This is a genomic window from Salinicola corii, from assembly GCF_008298015.1.
Lineage (GTDB): Bacteria > Pseudomonadota > Gammaproteobacteria > Pseudomonadales > Halomonadaceae > Salinicola > Salinicola corii.
In genome coordinates this window covers 133894-153757 of the sequence record NZ_VTPX01000005.1, presented here as the reverse complement: position 1 = coordinate 153757, position 19864 = coordinate 133894, and the positions used below count along the sequence as shown (strand labels likewise).

Below are 19864 nucleotides of genomic sequence, written 5' to 3'. Positions count from 1 at the left end.
ATGCAATGGACGATCAACGGCCAGGTTCGGGAGGCCGAGGTGGATTTCCGAACGTCACTGCTCGATCTGCTGCGCGAGCAGTTCCAGCTCAGCGGCACCAAGAAGGGTTGCAACCAGGGCGCTTGCGGCGCCTGCACCGTGCTGGTCGACGGTGAGCGCATCAACGCCTGCCTGGCACTCGCCGTTCAATATCAGGGGCGGGAGATCACCACGGTCGAGGGGCTGGCCGAGCGCGGCACGCTGCATCCGGTGCAGGCGGCGTTCATCGAACACGATGGCTTCCAGTGCGGCTACTGCACGCCGGGCCAGCTCTGTTCGGCGGTGGGCATGGCCGGTGAATTCGAGCGCGGCCTGCCGAGCGCGGTCACCCAGGATCTCGCGGCAGCGGATCTCGAATGGAGCCGTGACGAACTGCGCGAGCGGATGAGCGGCAATCTCTGCCGTTGTGGCGCTTACAACGGTATCGCTGACGCGATAGCCGCTTCTCTCGGCAAGGAGGTGGTGCGATGAGAGCCTTCGACTATCACCAGGTCGCCGACAGCGAACAGGCGATCGAACAGGCGGTGCGTCGCCGGCAAGCCAAGTATCTCGGCGGCGGTACCAATCTGGTCGATCTGATGCGCGAAACCGTGGAGCGTCCGCAGACCTTGATCGACGTGACGCGTCTCTCCCGCGATATCGACGAGACCGCCGAGGGCGGCCTGATCATCGGTGCCGCCGCCACCAACGCCGCGCTGGCCGGTGATGCGCGGATCCGCAGCCGCTATCCGCTGCTGTCCCGCGCGATTCTGAGCGGCGCCAGCGCCCAGATTCGCAACATGGCGACGGTCGGTGGCAACCTGCTACAGCGCACGCGCTGCGCCTACTTCTACGACGTGGCGACCCGCTGCAACAAGCGCGAGCCGGGCGCGGGCTGCGATGCGCTGGAGGGTTTCCATCGCTATCACGCCATCCTCGGCACCTCGTCATCCTGCATCGCCACGCATCCCTCGGACATGGCGGTGGCGCTGGCGGCGCTCGACGCTCGCATTCATCTACGCGGACCCGAGGGGGAGCGGCAGCTGGCGGTCACCGAGCTCCATCGAGAGCCAGGCGAGCGTTCGGATCTCGAGGCCGAACTGCAGCCCGAGGAGCTGATCGTCGCGGTCGAGTTGCCGCCGCTGCCGATGGCGGTGCGTTCCGAGTATCGCAAGGTGCGCGACCGCGCCAGCTATGCCTTTGCGCTGGTATCGGTGGCGTCCATGGTCGAACTCGACGGCGAAACGATCCAGAACGTACGCCTGGCGCTGGGTGGTGTGGGAACGAGGCCGTGGCGGGCATGGCGGGCAGAAGCGGCGCTGAGGGGCCAGCCGGCCACCGAGGCGACGTTCGCCGCTGCCGTCGATGCTGAGCTGGCCGCTGCCCGGCCGCTACCGGGCAACGCCTTCAAGGTCGAACTGGCGCGACGGCTGATGATCGCGGCGCTGTCGCAGCGTCTTTCGGACGCGCGTAACGGAGGTGACGCATGAGTGCTCTCGATAAAGGACGATCGGGCGATAACGAACGGTCGGGCGATAACCAGCCAGCGGGCGTCGCCCTGGCCGGGGATTACTGGCGTCCGGAGGGCCGGCCGGATCCCCTGAGCGAGAAGGGGCGAATCGGGATCGGCGCGCCGTTGTCGCGCGTCGATGGGGCGGAGAAGGTCACCGGCGGCGCGCGCTTTGCCGGCGAGTTCATCTTCGACGGCATGGTCTACGCTGCGCTGGTCTACAGCGCCATCGCCAACGGCCGGATCCTGGCTATCGATCGGCGTGAAGCCGAGGCGATGGACGGCGTGGTATTGGTGATGACCCACGAAAACGCGCCGCGACTCAATACCCCACCGGTGTTCCTGCGCTCGCCCAACGGCGCCGCCGGCGACGATCATCCGATCATGCAGACCGATCGCGTCCACTGGAACGGCCAGCCGGTGGCGCTGGTGCTGGCCGAGACCCAGGAACAGGCCGATGCCGCCGCCGAAAGCATCCGCGTGGATTACGCGGCGGAGCCGGCAATGATCGATTTCGAGCTGGCGAAAGCCCAGGCGCGTCAGCCGGACAACGTGCTGGGCGGGCCGGCGGAGATCACGGTCGGCGATGCCGACGCCGCGTTCGAAGCCGCAGTGCATCGTATCGATGCCACCTACACCACGCCGCGCCACAATCACAACGCCATCGAGCCCCATGCGCTGACGCTGGCGTGGGTGAACGAGTCGGAGGGGGAGGGCGAAACGCTGCGGATTCACGATGCCTCCCAGTGTGTCGATCTGGCCGTGGCATCGCTGGCCGAGGTGTTCGGCATCGATGCCGCGCAGATTCATATCACCTCGCCCTTCGTGGGCGGTGGCTTTGGCGGCAAGACGCTGTGGCAGCATCAGATCCTGGCCGCGGCGGCGGCCAAGCTCGCGGATCGTCCGGTACGGCTGGCGCTGTCGCGCAAGGGCGTCTATCGCGTCGTCGGCGGGCGGGCCTGCACCGAGCAGCGGATGGCCCTCGGCGCGGATGAAAATGGCAGGCTGCAGGCGCTGATCCACTCGGGTGTCGCGGCGATGACCCGCCACAACAACCTACCGGAGCCTTTCTTCCAGGCCACCAAGTGCCTGTACGCCGCCGACCATATCCGACTGTCGATCGATGTGGCGGACATGCACATGCTGGCCAATACCTTCATGCGCGCGCCGGGGGAATCGGTGAGCACCTTCGCGCTGGAGTCGGCGCTGGACGAACTCGCCGATCAGCTCAGCATGGATCCTCTCGAGCTGAGGGCGCGCAACGAGCCGGAACGCGACCCCACCAGCGGGCTGGCGTTCTCCTCGCGCCACCTGCTGGAAGCGGCTCGCAGCGGCGCCGAACGCTTCGGCTGGTCCGAGCGGAGCGCCACGCCCGGTCGTCGACGCGAGGGCGAATGGCAGATCGGCCTGGGCTGTGCGACGGCGACCTATCCCTATATGCGCATGCCCGGGGCGGCGGCGCGGATCACGCTCACGCCTGACGGCGCGACCGTGGGTATCGCCGCTCACGAGATGGGCATGGGCACGGCGACGGTGCAGACCCAGGTCGCCGCCGCGCGGCTGGGCTTGCCGGTGGAGAAGGTCGCTTTCCACTATGGCGATTCGCGCCTAACCGGAAGCGTGCTGGCGGGCGGCTCGCAGCAGACGGCGGCGATCGGCGGTGCGGTGATCGCGGCGCAGCGGGCGCTGGTCGCTGAACTGCTGGCGCTGGTGGGCCAGGATTCGCCACTGTCCGGCCTTGCACCGGACGAGATCGAGTGTCGGAACGAAGGGCTGGGCGCGATCGGCGACGGTTCGCGCTTCGAGAGCTATCGGCAGATCCTGGCGCGCGCCGGGCGGAGCGAGCTCTCCGTGGAGGCGGACGCCGCCGGGTCGGAAGAGCTCGCCAACTGGTCGATGCACTCCTTCGGCACCATCTTCTGCGAGGCGGGCGTGAATGGCGTAACCGGCGAGGTGCGTATTCGTCGTCTGCTGGGGTCGTTCGACTGCGGTCGGATCCTCAACCCCAAGACAGCGACGAGCCAGTTTCGCGGCGGCATGATCATGGGTCTCGGCCTGGCGTTGATGGAGGAGACGCTGTTCGATCCGCGCAGCGGCCGGGTGATGAACCCGAGCCTCGCCGACTATCACGTGCCGGTGCAGATGGACGTGCCGGAGATCGAGGTGATGTGGACCGACATTCCCGACCCGCACACGCCCATGGGGGCTCATGGCATCGGCGAGATCGGCATCACCGGCGTCGGCGCGGCGGTGGCCAACGCCGTCTACAACGCCTGCGGCAAGCGCGTCCGCGATCTACCGATCACGCTGGACAAGCTGCTGTAGCCGATCGACGACGGTTTCGGTTTGTGTTGTTTTTGCGCATGATTGGCGGCACCGTTTTCCGCGCCCGACGATTCCTGTCGGCGCACACTGCCGAGGATCGAAATCGTCATGAAAGGAATCACGTTGGGAATGTCGCTACTGCTGCTGGGCTCGTCGAGTCTGGCGCTGGCGGAGGGCGGTGACGCCGATGTTCGCGGTGTCGTCGATCCGGTCATCGAGTCGCTGATGCGCCAGCAGAGCATTCCCGGCATGGCGGTGGCGGTGGTTCGCCCGCAGGGAACGCAGGTACTGAACTACGGCGTCGCCGAGCGTGACAACGGCACACCGGTCGATGGTGACACCCTGTTCGAGATCGGCTCGCTCAGCAAGACGTTCACCGCCACGCTGGCATCACTCGCCGCCGTCGAGGGCAGGCTCGATCTCGAGGCGCCGGTCAGCCGTTATCTGCCGGCGCTCGAGGGCAGCGCGTTCGACGAGATCTCCGGGCGTAACCTGGGCACCCACACCACCGGCGGGCTGCCGCTGTTCGTGCCCGACGAGGTGACGGACCGCGACTCGCTGATGACTTGGTATCGGCAGTGGCAGCCCACCGCGGCGATCGGCGAGGTGCGAACCTACTCCAACCTGGGCATCGGCCTGCTGGGCATGGAAACCGCCGCCAGTCTCGATCAGGCGTTCGTGCCGGCGATGCAGGCTCGCGTGCTGGAACCGCTGGGGTTGCAGCACACCTGGTACGACGTCCCCGAGGCGCAGATGACGCATTACGCCATGGGTGAGGACAAGCAGGGCGAGCCGATTCGCGTGGCGCCCGGCGTGCTCGATGACGAGGCCTACGGCATCAAGACCACTGCCGGTGACCTGGCCCGGCTGGTGCAGGCCAATCTCGGTCTGCTCGAGGTCGATGACGACCTGCAGCAGGCGATCGACGTCACGCGCCAGGGCAATTTCCAGGTCGGCGACATGACCCAGGACCTGATCTGGGAGCAGTACCCGCTGCCGGTCTCGCTGGACACGCTGCTGGCGGGCAACGGCTACGACATGATCCTGAAACCCAACCCGGCCGAGGCGATCGAGCCACCGCAGGCGCCGCGGGAAGACGTCTGGATCAACAAGACCGGCTCCACCAACGGCTTCGGCGGCTACGTGGTCCTGGTGCCCGGCAAGCAGGTCGGGCTGGTGATGCTGGCCAACAGAAACTATCCCAACGATGCGCGCGTCAAGGCGGCCTACGAGATGCTGTCGAAGCTGGACGTGATCGACGGTGGCGATGCGCGGTAGTGAATTCGCCGAACTGCAGGCGTTTCTCGCCGTTGCCGAGCAGGGCAGTTTCGTTCGCGCGGCGGAAGCGCTGCAGGTCTCGCCATCGGCCCTGAGCCAGACCATCAAGGGGCTCGAGGCGAGGCTCGACGTCCGGCTGTTTCATCGCACCACCCGCCGGGTCGGGTTGAGCCAGGCGGGGGAAAGGCTGCTTGCCCGCCTGAAGCCGGCGGTCGAGGAGGTCGAAGCGGCCGTCGCGGATGCCGCCGAACTCGGTGAGCGACCCCAGGGCCGATTGCGCCTTCACGCCTTCCGGGTCGGTTACCAGCTCTACCTGGCACCTCTACTGGCCCGCTTTGCCGAGGCGTATCCCGATATCGAACTGGATCTGACCCTGGACGATCAGCCGGTCGACATGATCGAAGCCGGCTTCGACGGGGCGATTCGGCTCGGCGAACTGCTCGAGCAGGACATGATCGCGATGCCGCTGGGCGCGACCCTGCGCCACTGCGTGGTCGCTTCACCGGCGTACGTGAAGCGCCACGGCAAACCCAGGACGCCCTCCGACCTGCATCGGCATCGCTGCATCAATTGGCGCTGGCCTGGGCAGATGCATCCGTATCAATGGGAGTTTCATCGCGACGGCGGCTGGTTTCGGGTCGCCGTCCATGGCCCGCTGATCGTCAACGATCTGAGAGCCATGCTCGAGGCTGCGATCAACGGCGTCGGCATCGCCTTCACCGTCGATGCCTGGGCAGCCCCGCTGATCCGCGAGGGGCGTCTGGTGACCATGCTCGACGAGTGGTGCGCGCCGTTCGATGGATTCTACTTCTGTTACCCGCGTCAGCGTCACCACCTAGCCGCGATGCGGACCTTCATCGACTTCCTCAAGCGGAACGGCTGAGCCGCGACGCGTCGGTCAGGCCTTCGCACGGGACGCCCCGTGCAAGGGCAGACGAAGCGTGGCGATCAGACCCTGAGGCTGGCGGTTGGCGAGGTCCCGAGGGGTGAGCGATTCCCGGGCTCGTCGCCGCTTTTGTCCAATTATGTCTGTCCAGCTTCATAACTCATGAATATATTCCCCGATTATCGTTTTGCCCTCACTCAATAGACTGCTCCTCGTTGGTCGTGCCATTGCACGACCCTTCACGATACGAGGTAGTCACCATGACGGATCTTGCAGACAAGATCATTCTGATCACCGGCGCGAGTAGCGGCATCGGCGAAGCCACCGCCCGTTATCTGGGGGCACGGGGGGCTCGACTGATGCTGGGGGCGCGTCGCGTCGACCGGCTCGAACGTCTGGCCGACGAGATACGAGAGGGGGGTGGCGAGGCCAGCTGGCGCCAGCTCGATGTCACGTCCATCGATTCCATGCGGGGTTTCGTCACCGCAGCACAGGAAACCTATGGCCGCGTCGATGTCATCATCAACAACGCCGGCGTCATGCCGCTTTCCAAGCTCGAGGCGCTCAAGCTGGACGAGTGGAACCGGATGATCGACGTCAACATTCGTGGTGTCCTCCACGGTGTCGCGGCTGTGCTACCGGTCATGCAGGACCAGAAGGCGGGGCAGATCATCAATCTCTCCTCCATTGGTGGACATGCGGTCTCGCCCACCGCGGCCGTCTACTGCGCGACCAAGTTCGCCGTGGAGGCGATCTCCGAAGGGCTGCGTCAGGAGGTGGGGGGCGACATCCGCGTGACCGTGATCAGTCCCGGTGTCACCGAGTCCGATCTTGCCGATTCGATCACCGATCCGACCGCCCAGGAGACGATGCGAACCTTCCGCCAAGACGCCATACCGGCCGAGGCCATTGCCCGATCGATCGCCTTCGCCATCGAACAGCCGGCCACCGTCGATGTCAGCGAAATCATCGTTCGCCCCACGGCCAGTCCCTACTGACCGTGGCCGCTGGATCGGACACCTGAAATGGAGGATGCGAGATGACGTTGACGACACTGGGTTCATCATGTTGCTACGGGGCACTATGGCTCTCGGCGGCGCTGTTCGCTCTCGAACCGGCGCATGCCGCGAGCGAGCGGGAACGCCTGGAGGCGGGAAGGGAAGTGATCGAGCGCCTCAACCAGGGGCAGCCCCAGCCCGCGCTGGAGGCCATGCGCGAGGAATTTCCCTTTCTCGCCGATGCCACCCAGGGCTATGCGCTGGGTGAGGTGTGGAGCCGCGAGATACTGGACGATCGTACTCGTCAGCTGATCACTGTCGGTGTCTTCGCCGCTCTCGGCCAGCCTGACTACATGAAGATTCACGCCGGTTACGCCCTGAATGCCGGTGTCAGCGAGGAAGAGTTGAAGGAGGTCATCTACCTGACGACCGTACATGCCGGATTTCCGCCGGCGATCGCAGCATCCGCCGCTCTGGCCGAGCTGTTCCAGGAGCGGCGCCAGCGTGTCGAGGACGGGCCATGACCGGCCGCGTCCGCTGTTTCCGTGGCTACCGAAAAACGTGCATCGGCATCTTCACTGCCGTGCTCGGCTTCTTGGTGGCCCAGGCATCCGCAGAGAATCACGGGGGAGTCACCGACATGACAGATCGATCCTACGTTGGCTTATGGGCGACGGCAGACGGCCACGTCCGCCACGAACTGCTACCGAATGGCCGTTACGACGAGGCCAGGGGGACGCGGGAGAGTGCCTACCAGGGCCGCTACGAAATCACCGGAGACCACATCGAGTACTGGGACGACACGGGCTTTACCGCCGATGGCGATTTCATCGATGGTGTTCTGCATCACGGTGGGATGGTGCTGTATCGGCAGGAGGCACCGCCAGGAGCGAGATAGAGCGGCGAAAAGCGAGACATGGGGTCGAACATATCGTCCGCCCTGGCTCAGCCAGGCGGACGATATCTTTGCCGAGAGCGGCGATCGGGATCAGCTGTCGCTGATTTCCGGCTCCGACTTCGGTACGGGTGTCGTGGTCAGGTCCGGCTCGCTAAGCTCCAGCAGCTCGCGTGACATGGCGCGAACGTCGTAGAGCAGTTGCGGGTTGTCGGTCAGTGCCTTGCCATAGGAAGGGATCATCGACTTCAGCTTGGCCTGCCACGCTTCGCTGGCCACCCGATCGGGGAAGACTCTCCCGAGCAGGGTGAGCATGATCGACGGTGCGGTCGATGCGCCCGGCGAGGCGCCCAGCAGCGCGGCGATGGAGCCTTCCGCACCGGTCACCAGCTCGGTGCCGAACTGCAGGGTGCCGCCCTTGCCCTCGATATCCTTGATCGTCTGCACCCGCTGGCCGGCGGTCCACAGCTTCCAGTCGTCGCGGTTGGCCTCGGGATAGTAGTTCTGGAGCTCCTTGAACTGGCCGCTTTCCGACATACGAAGCTGGCTGATCAGATATCGCACCAGATCCAGGTTGTTGATGCCGACCTTGGTCATCGGCCACAGATTGTTGGGCGTGATCGAGCGGACCAAGTCGGTCCATGAGCCGTTCTTCAGGAACTTGCTCGAGAAGGTGGCGAACGGGCCGAACATGATCGCTGGGGTACCGTCGAGGATGCGCTTGTCGATGTGCGGTACCGACATCGGCGGCGAGCCGGCGGGCGCCAATCCATAGACCTTGGCATCGTGCTTGGCAACCACGTCGGGATTGGTGGTGAACAGAAACTGACCACCTACCGGGAAGCCGCCGTACTGCCGGGCTTCAGGAATGCCGGACTTCTGCAGCAGCGGCAGCGCCGCACCCCCGGCGCCGATGAACACGAAGCGCGCGTTGACGCTGCGCTCGTTCTCGCCGTCGCTGGTGTTGGCCACGGTGACTTTCCAACTGCCGTCCGCGTTGCGCTTGAGATCGCGCACCTGGGTATTGACGGAGAGGTGGAAGTTATCGCGGCGGGCCAGCGAGTTCATCATCTGGCGGGTAATCTCGCCGAAGTTGACCTCGGTGCCGATCGGCATGCGGGTCGCGGCCACGGGTTCGTCGGTGTCGCGCCCCGTCATGACCAGCGGGATCCATTCCGAGATCTTCTGCGGATCCTCGGAGTATTCCATGCCGGCGTAGAGCGGGCTTTCCCGCATCGCCTCGAAGCGCGTCTTCAGGAATGACACGCGCTCGCCGCTCCAAACGAAGCTCAGGTGCGGCACGGTGTTGATGAAGGAGCGCGGGTTGGCCAGCACGCCTTCACGCACCTGGCTGGCCCAGAACTGGCGTGACACCTCGAACTGCTCGGTAATGCCGACAGCGCGCTTGATGTCGACGCTGCCGTCGGGCTGTGGCGAGGTGTAGTTCATCTCGGCAAAGGCCGAATGGCCGGTGCCGGCATTGTTCCAGACGTTGGAGCTCTCTTCGGCAGCCTTGTCCAGGCGCTCGTAGAGGTGGATGGTCCAGTCGGGCTGTAGTGACTGGAGCAGGGTTCCCAGGGTGGCGCTCATTGTGCCGCCGCCGATGAGAACGACGTCGACGTTTTGGGTCTCGCCGGATTCGGCGCCAGTCTGGGTCTGCAGGCTGGAGACGAATGTCATGCCGTGACGCAATTTCATGAAGGTTCTCTGTCTGATGGATACGGACAGGCGCGAACGCGACTAGAACGACAGTTTAATGAGGTCGTGGCGTTAGTGCCATGATTATGACAGAGACAGCGCGAGGGTATTGGTAACGTTTCCCTCCATTTATCTTTCAAAAACAGATGGTTGTCATTCATTGTAGGATTTTTACAACATTGAAAGGAACCGGCGACGCCGGCCGTCGAGAGAGGGTAGGATATCGTTGTCCTGGGCACTGTTTGAGGCATCGGTTTCGAAGCAACGAAATGCCTGGTCATCGTGCTCGAATGAACGGGCTCAAATCCATGACACGTCGAGGAACCCCATGATGCGCCAGTCGGCAAGCTTTCTCATGATCGCGCTGGCAGCTTCGCTGGCTACTGGCTGCACCCAACAGAGCGCGCGTCCCACGGTGGGCTCAACAGATCTCGAGCCGCGCGTGACCGACATTCAATACCGTGCCGGGCCCTGCCACGGCACTTGCCCGGTTTACAGCGTCGATATCGGTGCGGATGGTTCGACCCGATTCACCGGCGAGCAGTTCACGACCGTCGAAGGTGAGCGGGTGCGTACCAACGACCCCGAGCGCTTTGCGCTTGTCAGAGAACGGCTTTCCTCTTGGCAGCCGGCCATGGGAACAACGCTCGACACACCGGACTGCGGCCCGAAGGTGACGGATCTTTCCCATTACGTGGTGACGTGGACGACCGATGATGGTGAAGAGGCGACCTTGAAGCACGATAGTGGCTGTCGCTCCGAGAGCGCGCGCCAACTGACGGAAGTGCTGCGCTCTGTGCCGCAGGCACTGGGTATCGAGGCGTGGATTGGACACTGATTCAGCGGCCCATGCTGCTCATTGGCGTCTGAACACTGGTGGATAAATGCGAAAGGATTCGATATCCGACCATTCCGAGCTTGACTGACGATTATTCTTTTAGCATGCTAACAATGCGTCGCGACAAAACGTCGCAGGGCGCCCATTGCCGAAGGAGTGGTTATGAAAGCGTTCAACAAACTGTTTTCGATGTTGGCCGCCATCGTTGTCTCCGCCGTATTGCCGTTTTCCATGGCAGCGGAGAGCGAAGCTAGCCAGCACCAGACTTCCTATAGCGGTAGCAATGTCGCTACCTCCGTTACCAGCGAGGAGAAGCAGGACGAAGAATCCGCCTGAAGATAACGGGCAGGAGTCGTGGTGAGGTAAAAGTAACGGGCGAGCAGCAAGCGTGACCAAGAGGCCCCGGCGTCGTATCGACGTTGGGGCCTCTTCGTATCGAGGCCGGTTCGCAGTGACGTGCAGAATCGTCGTCACGTGCACAAGAGAGGGCAGGCTCTCTAGGGCTAAAGTCGGCTGGCAGAGGATACCCGCGCGGGCGAGGATGACGCTCACCTTTCTGGCCGGAGCCGAGTCCATGCCTGTCTACGCCTATTTCGATGCGGTGCCGAATCTACCGGACCGGAATCGCTACTGGGTCGCGCCTGGCGCCCACGTCATCGGTCAGGTCGAGCTCGGGGAGGATGTGGGAATCTGGTTCAACGTGGTGATCCGTGGCGACAACGAGCGGATAATGATCGGTGCAGGCAGCAATATCCAGGAAGGCTGCATGCTGCATACCGACCCCGGTTTCGTGCTGCGCGTCGGTCGCGGCTGTACCGTCGGTCATCACGCGGTCCTGCACGGCTGCACCCTGGGCGACAACACACTGATCGGCATGGGTTCCACCGTGCTCAACGGCGCCCAGATCGGCAACAATTGCCTGGTCGGCGCCAATGCGTTGGTGACCGAAGGCAAATCCTTTCCCGACAATTCGCTGATCGTGGGCGCACCGGCAAAAGCCGTGCGCACGTTGGACGACAAGGCGATCGAGGGACTGAAAGCGTCGGCCGCGCACTATGTCGAGCGCTGGCAGGCGTTCTCCCGCGGATTGAAACGTCTCGACGTCGATTGATACGTCGCCAGACGAGATGCCACTGAGACCCTGCTGGATACCGATATCGCCCGCCGGTGCCGTCTTCCGGTCGACGCTTCGGCGTTATCCCGACAAGTCCCTCGCTAACGACGAGGGTTTTGTCGTTTTCCGCTAGGTCGTTGTTTATCTCTACGTCGTGATTTACCGCTACATTGTCGAAAGGACGAGACAATCACGTTCAAGGAGCGAGCATGACGAGCGACTACACGACCGATGAGCCCAGCCGGAGTTCGCTTTACGGCATTCGCGGTCCGGCCGTCGTCGAATTCGGCGCCCCCTGGTGCCCCTGGTGTCAGGCCGCCCAGCCGCTGATCGCTAGGGCGTTTGAAGGGCTCGATGACCTGCCGCACTTCAAGATCGAGGATGGCAAGGGGCGACCGCTGGGCCGCGCCTTTCGGGTCAAGCTGTGGCCGACGCTGATCTTTCTGCGTGATGGCGAAGAGGTCGCCCGCTGCGTCAGGCCGGAGTCTGCCGAGCCCTTGCAGCGGGCGTTGGCGGAAATCGCCGCGTCATCGTGAGAATTTCCACTACGCTTGGCGTTTTCCAGCCGTTTTGATGGATAGAGAGGGGAAGACACTTGGCTGCAGGCAGCTTACTGACATTACTCGACGATATTGCCACGTTGCTCGACGACGTTTCTCTCATGACCAAGGTCGCCGCCAAGAAAACGGCGGGGGTACTGGGTGACGATCTGGCGCTCAACGCCCAGCAGGTCACCGGCGTTCGTGCCAACCGCGAGCTGCCGGTCGTATGGGCGGTGGCAAAAGGGTCGCTGCGCAACAAGCTGATCCTGGTGCCGGCGGCGCTGCTGATCAGCGTGATAGCGCCTTGGTTGATCACGCCGCTACTGATGGTGGGCGGTACGTTTCTCTGTTACGAAGGGGCGGAAAAGCTGGCCCACAAGTTTCTGCACGGTGGGGCAGAGGCGAGCAAGCAAGATGTCCGAGCTGCCGCGCAGTTGAAGTCGAAAGAGGAGCGCCTGGCGTTCGAAAAGGACAAGATCAAGGGCGCGGTCCGTACCGATTTCATCCTCTCGGCGGAAATCATCGCCATCACGCTCGGCTCGGTGGCCAGCGCCAGCTTCATGCAGCAGGTGGCGGTACTGGCGATCATTGCCGTGGCCATCACTGCAGTGGTCTATGGCTTGGTGGCGGGCATCGTCAAGCTCGACGATCTTGGCGTCTATCTCACCGAGCGTGCGACCCAGTTCGCCCAAGCGACCGGTCGCGCCATCCTGTGGGCGGCGCCCTATCTGATGAAGCTGCTGTCGATCGTCGGCACCATCGCGATGTTCCTCGTCGGCGGCGGTATCCTGACCCACGGCATACCCTTCATTCACCACGGTATCGAGGATATCGCCGAAGTCCCCGGCGACATTCCCGGCGTCGGCGCGATCGTTCAGCCGCTGGCACCGATGCTGTTGAATTTCGGTTTCGGTCTCCTGGTCGGTGCGCTCGTGCTCGGCGTGGTCCTGCTGATCAAGAAGCTCCGATCCGGTGGCGGCCATTGACTCGGCGGTAGATGGCTCGCGCCCGGATCAGTCGGCCAGCAGTGCGCGCTCCAGGGCGAACACGTGGGCGTCCTCGAACCCCAGCTCGCGCAACGCGGCGGCCAGATTGAGCAGGTAGTCGCGATTGGGACCGCTGGGACCGTGGGATTCGGCGATCTGGCGCGCGATGGCCGCTTCATCGGCGGGACCGAGATAGGCCGCGTTATCCTCCCCCGCCAGATAGACGACGCCCTCGACCCGTTCGCTGCCGGCCGAGGGCGTGTCCTCGAAGGTCATCTCGGTCACCACGCGCAGGTAGCCGTTCTTCTCGCGAACATCCAGCGGCTCGAACACCCGGGGCGGGATGCGGTAGGCCATGCCGTGGCAGACAGCGTCGTCGTCCGGTACCAGGGTTACCACTCTTCCCGGCGCTTCCGGCGTGCCGCGGTGGTCGTGGGAGCCCTGCCAGAAACGACGCGTCCAGCCGCGAATCGATGCCGGCCGGCGCTCCAGATAGTCGAAATCCGCCTTCCAGATCAGCGAGCCGTAGCCAAACAGCCATACCGATTCGTGATTGTCGAAATAGGTCATTCGGCGGTTGTGGGCGGTGGTGTCGAAAGACATGGGACTCCATTGCAGAACGCTGGCGAATGGGCAATATGCGGTGGCAGGGGAGACATCTCAAGGCCGCCTCACGCGCCTGGCGCGATCGAATGCGTCACCTGTCGATTTGACAGCGGGCCCGGTGCTGCCATGTTGAGAGCTGGTACTGCTTCGAGGAGCCATCATGGCCAGTCAGAAACGGATCATCGAGGCGCTGATGCAGCGTCACGGCCGAACCTTTGCCAGCGAACTCGGTGTCGACCTGCGCAAGAACACGCCGTCGCCGCTGTTCCGCCTGCTCTGCTACTCGCTGCTGACCAGCGCGCCGATCAGCGCCGATCTGGCGATGCGCGGTGCCAGGGCGATGGCCGCCGCTGGCTGGACGACGCCGCGGAAGCTGCAGGCGAGCGACTGGGCAAGCCGGGCGCGAGTACTCAACGAAGCCGGCTACGCTCGCGTCGACGAGAAGACGGCCACGCAACTGGCCGACATGAACGCCGAACTGCTGGACACCTACGCAGGTGACCTGCGCAAGCTGCGAGAGGCGGCGGCGGGCAGCCCGAAAGCCCTGCGCAAGCGGCTCAAGGCGTTCAAGGGAATCGGCGGCACCGGTGCCGATATCTTCCTGCGCGAGATACAGACGGCATGGGATGAATGCTATCCCTACGCCGACAAGGCAGCGCTCTCCGCCGCCGACAAGCTGGGGCTCAAGGCCGATGCGGCGAAGCTCGCCAACAAGGTGTCGCGCGAGGATTACCCCAGGCTGATGGCCGCGCTGGTTCGCTGCAAGCTGGCCAAGGATACCCAGGGCGTACTGGAAGCGGCCAAGGCCTGATCGCCTACCACTGGCGGTTGGGGTCGCTCAGCCATTTGCCCACGGGCCCGATGCCGTCGGTGCACCAGGGCTCGCTCAACCGGGTGATGAAGAAGCGGGTCTGCTTGCCGAATGCCCGACTCAACCGGGAGCGCAGAAACTCTACCGGATCGGTCGATTCGATCAGCCACGTCGTGCGAAACAGCGCGATGGATTCGAATCTCCGGAGCATCGACTCCAGGCGATGACGATCCATCCTCCCCAGCGGCCTGTCGAAGGTCAGGCAGTAGATACCCATGGCGTGCTCCTTGCTGCCGAATTAGCCAGATCCAGTTCAGGGTAGCCCGTCCTGGGAGCGATTGTCCTTATCGCGGATGAAATCGCCAACTCCCCGCTGAAGCCCGCAGGGCGATGCGGCTCAGGTCCCGGGAGAATCCGCCGCTGCGGCCTCGTCGTCCGCCTTGGGCAGAATCAGATTGAGAATGATCGAAGCCAGTGCGCCGGGGATCAGGCCCGACTCCAGCAGTACGCCGATCTGTTGCGGCGCGCCCTGGTAGAGTCCGCTCTGGGCCGGCAGGCCGATCGCCAGTGCCAGGGAGATGCCGACGATCAGCATGTTGCGCTTGTTGAAGGCGGCATGGGAGAGCATCTTGACGCCGGCGCTGGCGATCATCCCGAACATGATGATCACCGCCCCGCCCAACGCAGCCGCCGGGATCGCCGATACCAGCGCTCCCAGCTTGGGCACCAGCCCCGCCAGGACGAGAAAACCGCCGCCGATGGCGACGACGAAGCGACTGGCGACGCCGGTGAGAGCCACCAGGCCGACGTTCTGGCTGAAGCTGATCTGCGGGAAGGCGCCGAACAGGGCGGCAAAGCTGCTCGAGAGACCGTCGGCCATGACCCCGCCGGACAGCTCCCTCGCGGTCGGCTCGCGCTCGGCGCCGCCGATCGCCGTTCCCGAGATGTCGCCGATCGATTCGGCGCAGGTGACCACGGCCATCAGCGTGATGGCCAGGATCGCCGCCGGATCGAAGGCAAGGCCGATCTCGAACGGTATCGGAAGCTGGAACCAGCCGGCTTCGGCGACGGGGGAGAAGTCGAGCAGCCCCATCGGGGCCGCCGCCACGCAGCCGACCAGGATGCCGATCAGCACGGCGGCCTCGGAGAGAAAGCCACGGCAGAACTGGTGAAACGCCACGGTGACGATGAAGACCAGCGCGGCCAGCAGCAGGTGATGCGGTGCCCCGAAGTCCTCGGCACCGACGCCGCCGCCGACGTAGGCGAAGCCCACCGGTAGCAGCAGAATGCCGATCAGCAGCACGAAAGTGCCGGACACTACCGGCGGAAAGAACACGCTCAGGCGTCTGTAGCAGAGCCCTACCACGGCCATGGCCAGGCCGCCGATCAACGCGCCGCCGAAGACCGCCGGCAGGCCTTGGGCGGCGGCGATCGGAATCATCACCGGAACGAATCCGAAACTGGTGCCCATGACGATCGGCAGGCGTGCGCCCAGCGGGCCGATACCCAGCGTCTGGACCAGCGTGGCGACCCCTGCCACGAACATCGCCATCTGCACCAGGAACACCGTATCCGCGCTGGAAAGGCCCGCTGCGCCGGCAATGATCAGCGGCACCGCGGCATTGCTGACGAACATCGCCAGCACGTGTTGTATACCCAGGGGAATGGCCTTTTGCAGCGGCGGGAGATAGTCGACGTCACGCAGGCGATTGTGGCCGGCACTGGCATGACGACGGCTCTCGTTCCCTAAACAGCGACGCGCCGGGGCGTTGTTCTGACTCATCGAATACTCCGCAATCTATTGTTGTTGTCTCTCCTTGGCGAACGACTCTAGAGCGTTTTTGTGTACAAAAAAACCGCTGGTCCTCAAACCAGCGACGGCGATGGGGTCAGGGGGCATGGTCGTCTGGCCACCAGCGTGCCAGGGCGGCCTCTGCCTGGCGCTTGACCTCCTCGTCGATGTAGATCCACACCGCTGCCAGGGCGGCGGCCAATACGCTGGCATCGTCGGTGTAGCCGACCCCGGCGATGAAGTCGGGAATCGCATCCAGTGGCGAGATGAAATAGCCGAGCGCCCCGATGACCGTCGACTTGGCCCAGAGCGGCACGTCGGGACGCTTGAGCACGAAATAGAGCTGCAGCGCCTTGAGTGCGACCTCGCGTCCGGCGCGCTTGCCGAAGCGGGCCAGCTTGCGCCAGAAGCGTTCGTCGCTGTAGGCGTCGTGATGGGCGTCCTCGTTCTGGGCGCTGAGGCCGCCCTCCGGCAAGCGAAGGGTATCGTCGTGGACGATGTCGCCAGCAGGGTCGGACGTTCGAGCGCGAGAGGCCCGGGCTTGAGAAAACGGGTCACGGCTAAACCGTGAATCACGGGTAAACAGGGGCATGATGGTGCTCCGTCGTGGCGGGCAATCGCTACAGTCTAGTCAGCACGTCGTCGGTGACACAACGCTGGCTGGGGCGATCCGCCGACGGCAATGGTGATACCGGTGATCTGGATCCGGATGACATGCTAATGTTGAGTCTAACGTCGTCTGTCGACACTTGTCGCGTTCACGGCTGGTACTTCCGGAGTGCGATTATCTGCCCGGAAGCCTGGCGTCGAACAGTCGGATCCACTCCAACATAATAAGGACAACGACATGACTTCGGCACTTTCAGATCAAGACCCTTCACAGCGCACAAGCTCGGCCCGACAGTCCACGCAACCACTCAACGTCGACGGCGAACGGCTGTGGCAGACGCTGATGGCGCTGGCGGAAATCGGCGGCACGCCCAGAGGCGGCTGCAATCGTCAGGCACTGACCGACCTCGACCGGCAGGGGCGTGAACTGTTGATTCGCTGGTGTGAAGCCGAAGGCCTCGAGGTGCGCTTCGATGCCATCGGCAACATCTTCGCCCGGCGCGCTGGACGCGATAATGGCGCCGACCCGATCGTCATCGGCAGTCATATCGACACCCAGCCCACCGGCGGCAAGTATGACGGCTGCTTCGGCGTGCTGGCGGCGCTGGAAGTCATTCGTACGCTGAACGCCCAGCGGATCGATACCGATCGACCGATCGAGCTGGTTTCCTGGACCAACGAGGAGGGTTGCCGCTTCGCGCCCTGCATGATGGGCTCCGGCGTCTTCGCCGGCCAGGTGACGCTGGAAGATGCGTTGTCGCGAAAGGATGTCGACGGCATCACCGCGGGTGAAGCGCTCGAGGCGATTGGATACGTCGGGGACGATGCCAATCGCCCCGGCCAGTTTGCGGCCTATCTCGAAGCGCATATCGAGCAGGGGCCGATCCTCGAGGACGAGGGCAAGACCATTGGCGTGGTGACCGGGGCGCTGGGACTGAAGTGGTTCGATGTCACGGTGACCGGCATGGCGGCCCACGCCGGCTCGACACCGATGCATCTGCGCCGGGATGCGCTGCTCGGCGCGACCCGCGTCGTCGAGGCGGTCAACCGGATCGCCCTGGCGCATCAGCCCGACGGGCGAGGCACCGTGGGGGCCTTCCAGCTACTGCCCAACTCCCGCAACGTGATTCCCGGCCAGGTCATTCTCAGCGTCGATTTTCGCCACAGCGAGAGCGAAGTGCTCGAGACCATGGTCGCCGAGTTCCGGCGAGCGCTGGACGAGATCGTCGGCGACAGCGGCCTCGGCATCGACGTTACGCCGACGGCGGACTATCCGCCGCAGCACTTTGATTCCGCCTGCATCGCAGCGGTGCGACAGGGTGCGCTGGCGGGCGGCTATGCGCATCGCGATATCGTCAGCGGCGCCGGGCACGACGCGGTATTCATCGGCGACGTCGCCCCCGCCGCGATGATTTTCATCCCTTGCGAGAAAGGCATCAGCCACAACGAAGCCGAGTACGCGACGCCGGAAGACATCGCTGCCGGCGCCAACGTGCTGCTGCACGCAACGCTGAGTCTGGCCGGGGTGAGCGAATGAATCCCGATATCCAGGCGACCAGACTCGCCGAACTGTCAGCGCGCGAGGCACTGGCACTATTCAAGCGCGGCGAGCTCTCGCCGCTGGAACTGACCCGGGACTGCCTGGCACGAATCGAGCGTCACAACCCGGTCGTCAACGCGTTTTGCCATGTCGATACCGAAGGGGCCCTGAACGCGGCGCGGGCATCCGAACAGCGCTGGCGGCGAGGCGAGCCTGTGGGGGCGCTGGATGGCGTACCCGGCACGATCAAGGATCTGACCCTGACCGCCGGCATGCCGACGCGCAAGGGCTCGACCACCACGCCGGCGGAGGGCCCCTGGGAGATCGATGCGCCGTTCACTGCCCATATGCGCAAGGCCGGTGCGGTGCTGCTGGGCAAGACCACCACGCCTGAATTCGGCTGGAAAGGCGTCACCGACAACCCGCTCTACGGGGTGACGCGCAACCCCTGGAATCCCGAACTCACGGCCGGGGGCTCTTCCGGGGGGGCCGGCGCTGCGGCCGCGCTCAACCTGGGCATGCTGCATCAGGGCAGTGATGCTGGCGGCTCGATTCGCATTCCCTGCGGATTTACCGGCACCTTCGGTATCAAGCCGACCTTCGGCTGGATTCCGCAGTGGCCGGCCAGCGCGATGAGCACGCTCTCCCACCTGGGACCGATGACCCGCACCGCCGCCGACAGTTCGCTGATGCTCTCGGTCATCGCCCAGCCCGACGCCAGGGACGGCTACGCCGGCACTGTCTGTCCGATCGACTGGCTGGCGACCGAGCCACGGAACCTCGAAGGCATGCGCATTGCCTACAGCCGGGATCTGGGTTACATCTCGGTGGCGCCGGACATCCTGCGCGCGGTGGATGCCGCGGTCGAAGCGTTGACGGCGCTGGGCGCGGAGGTAGTCGAGGTCGATCCCGGCTTCGACTCGCCCAAGGCGACCTTCGATACGCTCTGGCACGCCGGTGCCTCGCGCCTGCTGGACGGGCTGGACGACGCCCGGCGGGACGCGCTCGATCCCGGCCTGCGTGCCATTGCCGAGCATGGCAAGACGCTCACGCTGACCGACTATCTCGTCGCTCGCGAAGCGCGAACGGCGCTCACGGCTCACATGGCCGAATTCCACCGCGAGTTCGATCTGCTGGTGACACCGACCCTGCCGCTCTCGCCCTTCGCCGTCGGTCATGACGTGCCGCCAGGCAGCGGCTACGTCGACTGGGTCGACTGGACCCCGTTCAGCTACCCGTTCAACCTCACTCAGCAGCCCGCCGCATCGCTTCCCTGTGGCTTGGATGACCATGGCTTGCCGGTTGGCCTGCATCTGGTCGGCCCGCGCTACCGCGACGACCGGGTGATGGCGGTGGCACGCCTGCTGGAGGCGCGGCTGCCGCGACTGACGCCGCCGATGGCGAGAGAGTGAGCCAGC

21 protein-coding genes are annotated in these 19864 nt (G+C 64.5%); 16 read left to right on the top strand and 5 right to left on the bottom strand.

Annotation, left to right across the window (positions count from 1 at the left end; genetic code table 11):
- The 8 genes from F0A16_RS11005 (at position 1) to F0A16_RS10970 (ending at position 7913) form a co-directional block, all read left to right on the top strand.
- Positions 1-510 carry a 2Fe-2S iron-sulfur cluster-binding protein gene (locus F0A16_RS11005; RefSeq protein WP_149435443.1) on the top strand — a complete coding sequence of 170 codons (510 nt, stop codon included), beginning with the start codon at positions 1-3 and terminating at the stop codon, positions 508-510.
- A complete protein-coding gene (locus tag F0A16_RS11000; protein ID WP_149435442.1) occupies positions 507-1508 on the top strand; it encodes an FAD binding domain-containing protein in 1002 nt (333 codons plus the stop codon). Before F0A16_RS11005 ends, F0A16_RS11000 begins: the two co-directional genes overlap by 4 nt.
- Positions 1505-3853, top strand: coding sequence for a xanthine dehydrogenase family protein molybdopterin-binding subunit (locus F0A16_RS10995; protein ID WP_149435441.1), 2349 nt, complete (start codon positions 1505-1507; stop codon positions 3851-3853). The genes F0A16_RS11000 and F0A16_RS10995 overlap by 4 nt, the downstream gene beginning before the upstream one ends.
- Positions 3854-3961: 108 nt before the next feature.
- A complete protein-coding gene (gene ampC / locus F0A16_RS10990; RefSeq protein ID WP_149435440.1) occupies positions 3962-5131 on the top strand; it encodes a class C beta-lactamase in 1170 nt (389 codons plus the stop codon).
- Complete coding sequence (locus tag F0A16_RS10985) at positions 5121-6014, top strand: LysR family transcriptional regulator (protein WP_149435439.1); 894 nt, start codon at positions 5121-5123, stop codon at positions 6012-6014. The genes ampC and F0A16_RS10985 overlap by 11 nt, the downstream gene beginning before the upstream one ends.
- A gap of 263 nt (positions 6015-6277) precedes the next feature.
- On the top strand, positions 6278-7015 hold the full coding sequence (locus F0A16_RS10980; protein ID WP_149435438.1) for an SDR family oxidoreductase: 738 nt from the start codon (positions 6278-6280) through the stop codon (positions 7013-7015).
- Between the two features lie 41 nt (positions 7016-7056).
- Positions 7057-7539 (top strand): carboxymuconolactone decarboxylase family protein, encoded by a 483-nt coding sequence (locus F0A16_RS10975; protein ID WP_149435437.1) that lies wholly within the window; start codon positions 7057-7059, stop codon positions 7537-7539.
- Between the two features lie 116 nt (positions 7540-7655).
- Positions 7656-7913 carry an Atu4866 domain-containing protein gene (locus F0A16_RS10970; protein WP_149435436.1) on the top strand — a complete coding sequence of 86 codons (258 nt, stop codon included), beginning with the start codon at positions 7656-7658 and terminating at the stop codon, positions 7911-7913.
- 90 nt (positions 7914-8003) lie between these two features.
- Here the strand turns inward: F0A16_RS10970 and mqo are convergent, their stop codons facing one another.
- Positions 8004-9608 carry a malate dehydrogenase (quinone) gene (mqo, locus tag F0A16_RS10965; protein WP_149435435.1) on the bottom strand — a complete coding sequence of 535 codons (1605 nt, stop codon included), beginning with the start codon at positions 9606-9608 and terminating at the stop codon, positions 8004-8006.
- 331 nt (positions 9609-9939) lie between these two features.
- Here mqo and F0A16_RS10960 point away from each other — a divergent pair, with 331 nt between their 5' ends.
- From F0A16_RS10960 to F0A16_RS10945, 5 genes are all read left to right on the top strand, one after another.
- Complete coding sequence (locus F0A16_RS10960) at positions 9940-10446, top strand: DUF6438 domain-containing protein (RefSeq protein WP_149435434.1); 507 nt, start codon at positions 9940-9942, stop codon at positions 10444-10446.
- A 162-nt stretch (positions 10447-10608) separates the two neighbouring features.
- Positions 10609-10782: a hypothetical protein gene (locus tag F0A16_RS21725; RefSeq protein ID WP_187775979.1), complete on the top strand. Its 174-nt coding sequence runs from the start codon at positions 10609-10611 to the stop codon at positions 10780-10782.
- 238 nt (positions 10783-11020) lie between these two features.
- Positions 11021-11557: a gamma carbonic anhydrase family protein gene (locus F0A16_RS10955; protein WP_149435433.1), complete on the top strand. Its 537-nt coding sequence runs from the start codon at positions 11021-11023 to the stop codon at positions 11555-11557.
- A gap of 212 nt (positions 11558-11769) precedes the next feature.
- Entirely contained in the window at positions 11770-12096 is a 327-nt protein-coding gene (locus F0A16_RS10950) for a thioredoxin family protein (protein WP_149435432.1), read from the top strand.
- A 59-nt stretch (positions 12097-12155) separates the two neighbouring features.
- A complete protein-coding gene (locus tag F0A16_RS10945; RefSeq protein WP_149435431.1) occupies positions 12156-13088 on the top strand; it encodes a DUF808 domain-containing protein in 933 nt (310 codons plus the stop codon).
- A gap of 27 nt (positions 13089-13115) precedes the next feature.
- On the opposite strand, the gene F0A16_RS10940 is transcribed toward F0A16_RS10945, so the two are convergent.
- Positions 13116-13691 carry a gamma-glutamylcyclotransferase gene (locus F0A16_RS10940; RefSeq protein ID WP_149435430.1) on the bottom strand — a complete coding sequence of 192 codons (576 nt, stop codon included), beginning with the start codon at positions 13689-13691 and terminating at the stop codon, positions 13116-13118.
- 163 nt (positions 13692-13854) lie between these two features.
- On the opposite strand from F0A16_RS10940, the gene F0A16_RS10935 reads away from it, so the two are divergent.
- Positions 13855-14505, top strand: a complete 651-nt coding sequence (locus F0A16_RS10935; RefSeq protein ID WP_149435429.1) for a hypothetical protein — start codon at positions 13855-13857, stop codon at positions 14503-14505.
- Positions 14506-14509: 4 nt separating this feature from the next.
- On the opposite strand, the gene F0A16_RS10930 is transcribed toward F0A16_RS10935, so the two are convergent.
- The 3 genes from F0A16_RS10930 to F0A16_RS10920 all read right to left on the bottom strand — a co-directional run bounded on the left by F0A16_RS10930 (position 14510) and on the right by F0A16_RS10920 (position 16889).
- Positions 14510-14782 carry a hypothetical protein gene (locus F0A16_RS10930; RefSeq protein WP_149435428.1) on the bottom strand — a complete coding sequence of 91 codons (273 nt, stop codon included), beginning with the start codon at positions 14780-14782 and terminating at the stop codon, positions 14510-14512.
- A 120-nt stretch (positions 14783-14902) separates the two neighbouring features.
- On the bottom strand, positions 14903-16288 hold the full coding sequence (locus tag F0A16_RS10925; protein ID WP_149435427.1) for a uracil-xanthine permease family protein: 1386 nt from the start codon (positions 16286-16288) through the stop codon (positions 14903-14905).
- 106 nt (positions 16289-16394) lie between these two features.
- The gene (locus tag F0A16_RS10920) at positions 16395-16889 is read right to left on the bottom strand and encodes a YkvA family protein (protein WP_149435426.1); all 495 of its coding nucleotides are present in this window, start codon (positions 16887-16889) and stop codon (positions 16395-16397) included.
- A gap of 255 nt (positions 16890-17144) precedes the next feature.
- On the opposite strand from F0A16_RS10920, the gene F0A16_RS10915 reads away from it, so the two are divergent.
- Both F0A16_RS10915 and F0A16_RS10910 read left to right on the top strand, forming a co-directional pair.
- Positions 17145-18443 (top strand): Zn-dependent hydrolase, encoded by a 1299-nt coding sequence (locus tag F0A16_RS10915; protein WP_149435425.1) that lies wholly within the window; start codon positions 17145-17147, stop codon positions 18441-18443.
- The gene (locus tag F0A16_RS10910; RefSeq protein WP_149435424.1) at positions 18440-19858 is read left to right on the top strand and encodes an amidase; all 1419 of its coding nucleotides are present in this window, start codon (positions 18440-18442) and stop codon (positions 19856-19858) included. Before F0A16_RS10915 ends, F0A16_RS10910 begins: the two co-directional genes overlap by 4 nt.
- Positions 19859-19864: the final 6 nt, after the last annotated feature.